This is a genomic window from Archangium sp. (assembly GCF_036388035.1).
GTDB lineage: Bacteria > Myxococcota > Myxococcia > Myxococcales > Myxococcaceae > Archangium.
The window spans coordinates 1-7,606 of sequence record NZ_DASVSO010000608.1; the positions used below are offsets into that span (position 1 = coordinate 1).

Genomic DNA, 7,606 nt, shown 5'->3' on the forward strand with positions numbered 1-7,606 from the left:
CCCACCCGGTAGCCCGACGTCTTGATGACGTCATCGCGCCGCCCCACGAACCAGAAGTACCCGTCCGCGTCCTTCACCGCCCGATCTCCCGTCACGTACCAGTCGCCCCGGAACGCCGCGAGGTTCGCCGCGTCGTCGTCGAGGTAGCCCGTGAACAGGCCCACCGGCGGCTCCGGCTTCACCCGCACCGCGATGTCGCCCTCCTGCCCCGCCGGCACCTCCTTTCCCTCCCCGTCGATGACCGACACCACGAAGCCCGGTGACGGCTTGCCCATCGAGCCCACCCGCGGCTCCAGCACGGGGAACATGCCGACGATCATCACCGACTCCGTCTGCCCGTAGCCCTCGCGGATGTGCAGCCCCGTGGCCTGCTTCCACGTGTCGATGACCTCGGGGTTGAGCGGCTCGCCCGCGCTCGCCACGTGCCGCAGCGCCGACAGGTCGTACCGTGACAAGTCTTGCAGCACGAGGGCCCGCCACGCCGTGGGCGGCGCGCAGAACGTCGTCACCTTCTGCCGCTCGAGCATCCGCAGGATTCGCGGTGCGTCGAACCGGCCCCGGAAGTCGTACACCACGTTGCACGCGCCCTGGCTCCACGGGCCGAACAGCTTGCCCCAGGCGCACTTCGCCCAGCCCGTGTCCGACAGCGTCAGGTGTCTGTCTTCCGGCGTCAGGTCCAACCAGTAGCGGCCCGTGATCTGGTGCCCGATGCCGTAGCTGGCCTGCGTGTGCTGCACCATCTTCGGCATACCCGTGGTGCCCGAGGTGAAGTAGATGAGCATCGGGTCATCAGCCCGGGTGCGCGCGAACGTCTCCCCGTGCGAGTCCGTGCCCGCGCTGGCGGGCTCGTAGCGCACCCAGGGCGAGGGCGCCTGGCCCACCGCCACCCACGTCTCCACCCGGCCGGTGCCCACCAGCCCCTCGAACTTGTCCAGGCAGCTCGCGTCCGCGATGACACCCTTGGCGTCCGCCGCGAGCAGCCGGTAGCGGATGTCCTTGGGGGTGAGCATCGGCGTGCCCGGCATGAAGACGATGCCCGCCCGGATGCAGCCCAGGACGAGGAACCACCACTCGGGCACGCGCGGCATCATCACGAAGACGCGGTCCCCCTTGTGCAGGCCCAGGCTGGTGAGGAACCGCGCCGCGTGCAGCGAGTGCTGCCTCAGCTCCCTCCAGGTGAAGACCCGCGCGTGCCCCGCCTCGTCGCTCCACTGGAGCGCCGGAGCGTCGGGGCGCTCGGAGGCCCAGCGGTCGATGACGTCCGTGGAGAAGTTGAAGGACTCGGGGCGCTCCCACCGGAAGTCGCGGTAGGTCGCCTCGTAGTCCGTCATGTTGCGCGGAGAGGGTGAGGACATGACTCGCTCCTGTCGTAGGTGGACCCGAGCTTGTCATGCGCGGCCAGCGCCTCGCGGCCCTCCTTCACGTCCCCTTCCTGGAATCTCACAAAAAACTACACCCCCATGGAAAATCCCCGGGGCTGGCGGCAGAATGCGAGCGGTTGACGGCTGCACCCATCTAGAGGGAATGCAATGAACGCGATTGCTCTGACCGCGGAGTCTGTACGGCGGCCGTTCGGCCTCTACGCACGAGTGCTGGCCACCCAGATTCTCTACATCGCCCCGCTGCTCTGGCTGCTGGAGCTGAGCCAGAACCAGGCCTGGAAGGCGGTGAACGGGACGTACGGCTGGGTGTACCCGGACTCTCCCTACGGCTGGTTCTCCTTCGGGAGCATGATCCTCTGGAGCGGTTCGGTCTTCCTGATGTGGACGCTGCACTACTACTGGTTCCACCCCAAGGGGCTGAAGCTCTGGACGCGCATCCTCATCGCCTCGGCGGTGTGCTGGGTGGGCGAGTGGGTCGGTGGATTCCTCGCGGTGCAGCTCACCGGGCAGCACCTGCACGTGTGGCCTGATTCGAAGCTGGTGTACGTGAGCTTCCCCGCCATCTTCTTCTGGGTGAGCAACGTCATCATCTACCATCTGCTCACCGTGTACGTGATCGACCTCACGCCCAACTACGACGTCCCGGCGGACGCCTGAGCCCCGGACGCCTCACATGAACCCCATCGTCCACGCCGAGCTGTCCTGGTTGATGACGCAGCGCCTGGAGGCCCGGAGGGATCGGCTCCTCGTCGTCTGCGCGGGGCTGGCGCCGGACCTCGATGGACTGACGATCCTCGGTGGCGGCGAGCTGTACGCGAAGTACCACCACCTCATCTTCCACGGCTACGTGGGCGCGCTGGTGACGGCGCTGACGTGCGCGGCGCTGGCCCGGAGTCGGCTGTGGGTGGCGGGGCTGTCGCTGGTGGCCTTCCACCTCCACCTGCTGTGTGACCTCGCCGGTAGCGGCCCGGGCTGGCCCATCTGGTACTTCTGGCCCACCGGCAAGGCCGAGTGGTACTGGGACGGGCAGTGGGACCTGGCCTCCTGGCAGAACAGCCTTATTGGACTGGCGGCCACCCTGGTGTGCCTCGCGTGCGCGCTGCGCTACCGCCGCACGGCGCTGGAGCTGCTCTCCGAACGGTGGGACGCCGAGGTGGTCCGCACCTTGAGGGCCCGCTTCCTCGGTGAGGGAAAGACCGCTCCGTAGTCCTCCTTCCGGAGCGGCGTTTTCTCAGTCGAGCGGCCATTCCGGCCCGTTTCACTTCTACGCGCGTAGAAGTGGAATGCCCCCGCCCGGTTTCACTTCTACGCGCGTAGAAGCGGATTTGGGGGCGCCATGCCGGTCCCTCACCCCCGCTCCATCTCCTCCGCGATTCCTTGCAGGGCCTCCAGCGCCCGCAGGGGGAGGCTGATGGCACCCGTGGGGACCTGGGGCTCGCGCACGTTGATGCGGATCAGCGTGCCCTTGCTGCCCACCGCCGCGCTCTCGCAGAAGTGCCGCACCGAGGGGATGGCCGTTCCCGCGCCGCACTCGACGACCGCCAGGGTGCCAGGGCTCACCGCATCCAGCCACTGCGTGAGCCGCCGCTCCTGCTCCACCGTGCGCGAGCCGTCCCACCCCCAGTCACCGAACATGAGGATGTTGGGCCGCAGCAGCGAGCCGCAGCTCGCGCACATGGGCAGGGGCGGCCTGGCGCGGAAGGTCTCCGGCTCCACCTCCACGCTGTACGCAGCGGCGGAGCGGATGTCCGGGCAGGAGCCGAGGCACTGCATGTGGTGGATGGAGCCGTGGACCTCGAGGAGGCGCTCCTCCGGGAAGCCGGCCTTCTGGAACTGGCCGTCGACGTTGGAGGTGAAGACGAACGCCCCATGCCGCATGCGAGACGCCCAGGTGCGCAGCAGCGCGAAGCCCGGGTGGGGATTCGTCGCGCGGTACAGCCCGAGCCGGTGCCCGTAGAAGCCCCAGGCGAACTCAGGATCCTGCTCGAACCACCGGGGGTTGGCCATGGACGCGAAGTCGAGTCCGAGCTTCGCGTACGCCGGGTAGGCGCGCCAGAAGCCCTCGTTTCCCCGGAAATCGGGCAATCCGGAGTCGACGCCCATCCCCGCGCCTGCCCCGACGAGGAGGGCATCCGCGGAGCGGAGGACATCGGCGGCACGGCGGAGTTCCTGACGAGTCACGGTCATCTCGCTCCCCTTTTTCCGGGAGCGTAGCGTGATCAGTCCTTCGGGCGCACGTGGATGTCCACGGCCATGGAGGGCGAACGTCCCAGGGGTGTTCTCGAGCGGGCCGCTCCCGTCCCCTTGGGACACGGCCACGCCGTGCGGAGGCGTGCAGGTGCTCGGGGGGTGGCCCCCCGGGTTGTTGCCCGCCGCCAGGGCGCTCCCTGAAAGCCAGACAACTCCCGCGAGCACACCCGTCCGGGTGGCCCGAGACACGACTCTCCGCTTCAGGTGAGCGCCTCCTGCGACGCTCGCCGCCCGCTGCCCGGGGCGGTGCTCCGGCGGCTTTCAGGTGCGCGAGGAGTCGGGGAGGAGGCTTCGCGGCTTCTGGTGCCAACGCGGGCGCGGAGCCCTGCCGCGAAGGGGGAGTCTCTGGCGGCACGGCGCGAGCCAGCAGCGCTGTGCGCTCCGGGAACGTGGGCTCGAGGCTCGCGGGCTCCATCGAGAGGATGGCCCTGCCTCGTACGACGCCCAACAGCCTTCCCGCGCCACGGCCGTTCCGTACCTCATGCCGTGGTGCTCCGACGACGGCCTGACGCGTGGCCTGCACCCGCACCTGGCCGGTAGCCACGAGCCGTGCCGTTCCCTCGGACGCGATGACCCGTCCCCGTGCCAGGGCGGGCCCGCCACCGGGTGGGAGCGCCTCCCGGCGCTCGTAGCGCCGGGCCTGAGTCACCGGCTGTGCCTGGGGGCCCGGGGGAGACCGTCGGAGGTCGGTCCCCTGGGCAGGAGCGGCGTCCGCGCCGCTGACCGCGAGGCCCGCGACGAGCGTGCCCCGGACCCGGGCGAGACGCTGCGCTGGCACCTGCTCCCGCACCGGCTCGCGGTGTGGGGAGGAGGTCTCGAGGTTGATGCACCCGGAGGACGACAGGGCGAACAGCAGCGAGGCCAGCAGGACGCTCGTCCCGCCGGGCCGCATGCCCGCCTCCGCTCTGTCGACCTGACGTCTCATGCGCCTCGTCCGGTGCTACCCGATGACCAGCAAATCCGACCTTGTGTTACCGCCACTGTCGGGAAGCGCAATTCTTCGGCCGGAAAAGTCCTCGAGCGTCCCGCCGCTCCCGCTACCCTCCGCTGCTTCTCGCTACATCCCGCAACCGGAGGAGTCGACCATGGATGTCCAGGCAGCGGTGGCGTTCGAACCGGGCAAGCCCCTGCGCATCGAGACGGTGAAGTTGGAGGGCCCCAAGGCCGGCGAGGTGCTCGTCGAGCTGAAGGCCACGGGCATCTGCCACACCGACGCGTACACCCTGTCCGGCAGGGACCCCGAGGGCCTCTTTCCGAGCATCCTCGGCCACGAGGGCGCGGGCGTGGTGGTGGACACGGGCCCCGGCGTCACCTCGGTGAAGAAGGGAGACCACGTCATCCCGCTCTACACGCCCGAGTGCCGCCAGTGTAAGTCCTGCCTGTCGCGCAAGACGAACCTCTGCACGGCCATCCGCGCGACGCAGGGCAAGGGCCTCATGCCCGATGGCACCAGCCGCTTCCGGCTCGGCAAGGACTCCATCCACCACTACATGGGGACGTCCACCTTCGCGCGCTACACGGTGCTTCCGGAGATCGCCGTGGCGAAGATTCGCGAGGACGCGCCCTTCGACAAGGTCTGCTACATCGGCTGCGGGGTGACCACGGGCATTGGCGCCGTCATCTACACGGCCAAGGTGGAGGCGGGCGCTCGGGTGGTTGTCTTCGGCTTGGGCGGCATCGGCCTCAACGTGGTGCAGGCCTGCCGCATGGTGGGCGCGGACCAGATTGTCGGCGTGGACATCAATCCCTCCCGGCGTGCCATGGCCGAGAAGTTCGGCCTCACCCACTTCGTCAACCCGAACGAGGTGGGCGGTGACCTGGTGCCCTACCTCGTCAACCTCACCCAGGGCGGCGCCGACTACAGCTTCGAGTGCATCGGCAACGTGCAGACCATGCGGCAGGCCCTCGAGTGCTGCCACCGGGGTTGGGGCGAGAGCATCGTCATCGGCGTCGCCGCCGCCGGAGAGGAGATCCGCACCCGTCCCTTCCAGCTCGTCACCGGGCGCGTGTGGAAGGGCAGTGCCTTCGGCGGTGCTCGCGGCCGTACGGACGTGCCCCGCATCGTCGACTGGTACATGGAGGGGAAGATCAACATCGACGACCTCATCACCCACACCCTCCCCCTGGAGCGCATCAACGAGGGCTTCGACCTGATGCACCGGGGCGAGTCCATCCGCGCGGTGGTGAAGTACTGATGGGCTCCGATCTCCGGCTCGCCTCCGAGCACCGCTGCTTCGAGGGCACCGTTGCCTACTACCGCCACGACTCGGAGGTGTGTGGCGGCGAGATGCGCTTCGCCGTCTTCGTCCCCCCACAGGCGAAGGCCGGCAAGGTGCCCGTCCTCTATTACCTCTCGGGCCTCACCTGCACCGAGGAGACCTTCCACATCAAGGCCGGGGCGCATCGGCTCGCCGCCGAGCTGGGGCTGATGCTGGTGGTCCCCGACACCAGCCCGCGCAACACCGGCATTCCCAAGGAGGATGCTGACTGGGAGGTGGGCACCGCGGCCGGCTTCTACCTGGATGCCACCCAGCAGCCCTGGGCCTCGCGCTTCCGCATGTTCAGCTATGTCACCCGCGAGCTGCCCGAGCTCATCGGCAGGAGCTTCCCCGCTCGCATGGACCGCGAGGGCATCTTCGGCCACTCCATGGGCGGACACGGCGCCCTCGTCTGCGCCCTGCGCCAGCCCGGCCGCTACCGCTCCGTCTCCGCCTTCGCGCCCATCTCGGCCCCCATGCGCGCCCCCTGGGGCCAGAAGGCCTTCACCTCCTATATAGGAGCCGACACCGAGGCTTGGCGCGGCTGGGATTCCACCGAGCTGCTGCGCTCGGGCGCGCGCCTTCCGCCCCTCCTCGTGGACCAGGGCACGCGCGACAAGTTCCTCGGGGACCAGCTCAAACCCGAGCTCCTCCAGGCGGCCTGCGAGCAGGCGGGCCAGCCCCTGACGCTCCGGTTCCAGGACGGCTACGACCACGGCTACTACTTCGTCTCGACCTTCATGGCGGATCATCTCCGCCACCACGCCGCCGCCCTAACCCCCTGAAATCGTGGAGGCCCGTGCCTCCTCGCTCAGCGGGCCACCCACGAGGCACTCGTCCGCCTCGTGTGTGTGGAGAGGAGCGCGTGAGCGCCCGCTTCGAGGAGGGCTGACAGGGGAGCGGGACGGGAAGTTGGAAGGAGGTCCAATTGTCCGTGGGGCTTCAAACGGAACGAAAGGACCGAGCTTGAAGCGTTTGCTGAAACTTGCCCCCTTCGCGTTGCTGCTGCCCACCCTGGCCTCCGCCTCTGTCGTGTGGAAGGGAGACTTCGAGACTGGCAACCGCTCGCAGTGGGACGGCGAGCAGACTGTCTCCTCGAGCCGCCTCCAGGTGGTCAGCTCGCCCGTGCGAGAGGGCCGCTACGCGCTGAAGACCATCGTCCGCCAGGGCGATGACCCCATCAACGCCAGCGGCAACCGCAATGAGTTGGTCTACCTCGGCCGTGAGGCGTCCGGCTCCGAGTACTTCTACAAGTGGAGCACCCTCTTCCCCAGCAGCTTCCCCCGCTCGTCCAAGTGGCAGATCTTCATCCAGTGGCACCACGACGGTAACGGTGGCTCCCCGCCGCTCGAGTTCTACATCGTGGATGACGAGATGCGCCTGCGCGCCGGTGGCAGCAGCGGGAAGATCGTCTGGCGCGCGCCGCTCCAGCGCGAGCAATGGAACGACTTCGTCCTGCACGTGAAGTGGTCGGCGGATCCGCGCGTCGGCTTCCTCGAGATGTACCGGGGCGGCAAGCTCGTCCTTCCGCTGACGAAGGTGGCCACGCAGTTCTCCGGCCAGCGCAACTACCTCAAGCTCGGCCTCTACCGCGACGAGTCCATCTCCCCCGAGGGTGTGGTCTTCCACGACGGCTTCACCATGGCCACGAAGCTGGAGGACGTGATGCCTCCCGTCGTCGCCACGCCGGCGCCCCCCCCGGCCCCCCCCCCGCCC

Annotated in this window: 7 protein-coding genes; 5 read left to right on the forward strand and 2 right to left on the reverse strand. The window is 68.9% G+C overall.

Annotated features, from left to right (window positions below; all coding sequences use genetic code 11):
- Positions 1–1,355: acyl-CoA synthetase (locus VF697_RS24910; RefSeq protein WP_331099122.1), on the reverse strand; the 1,355-nt coding region annotated here is incomplete at its 3' end.
- A 174-nt stretch (positions 1,356–1,529) separates the two neighbouring features.
- Between VF697_RS24910 and VF697_RS24915 the strand changes: the two genes are divergently transcribed.
- Entirely contained in the window at positions 1,530–2,039 is a 510-nt protein-coding gene (locus tag VF697_RS24915) for a hypothetical protein (RefSeq protein WP_331099124.1), read from the forward strand.
- A gap of 16 nt (positions 2,040–2,055) precedes the next feature.
- Positions 2,056–2,589: a metal-dependent hydrolase gene (locus tag VF697_RS24920; RefSeq protein WP_331099126.1), complete on the forward strand. Its 534-nt coding sequence runs from the start codon at positions 2,056–2,058 to the stop codon at positions 2,587–2,589.
- A gap of 140 nt (positions 2,590–2,729) precedes the next feature.
- Here the strand turns inward: VF697_RS24920 and VF697_RS24925 are convergent, their stop codons facing one another.
- A complete protein-coding gene (locus VF697_RS24925) occupies positions 2,730–3,569 on the reverse strand; it encodes an SIR2 family NAD-dependent protein deacylase (protein WP_331099127.1) in 840 nt (279 codons plus the stop codon).
- Positions 3,570–4,717: 1,148 nt separating this feature from the next.
- Between VF697_RS24925 and VF697_RS24930 the strand changes: the two genes are divergently transcribed.
- The 3 genes from VF697_RS24930 to VF697_RS24940 all read left to right on the forward strand — a co-directional run.
- Positions 4,718–5,827, forward strand: a complete 1,110-nt coding sequence (locus VF697_RS24930; RefSeq protein ID WP_331099128.1) for an S-(hydroxymethyl)glutathione dehydrogenase/class III alcohol dehydrogenase — start codon at positions 4,718–4,720, stop codon at positions 5,825–5,827.
- Positions 5,827–6,675: an S-formylglutathione hydrolase gene (gene fghA, locus VF697_RS24935; RefSeq protein WP_331099130.1), complete on the forward strand. Its 849-nt coding sequence runs from the start codon at positions 5,827–5,829 to the stop codon at positions 6,673–6,675. Before VF697_RS24930 ends, fghA begins: the two co-directional genes overlap by 1 nt.
- Positions 6,676–6,856: 181 nt before the next feature.
- Positions 6,857–7,606: polysaccharide lyase (locus VF697_RS24940; RefSeq protein ID WP_331099132.1), on the forward strand; the 750-nt coding region annotated here is incomplete at its 3' end.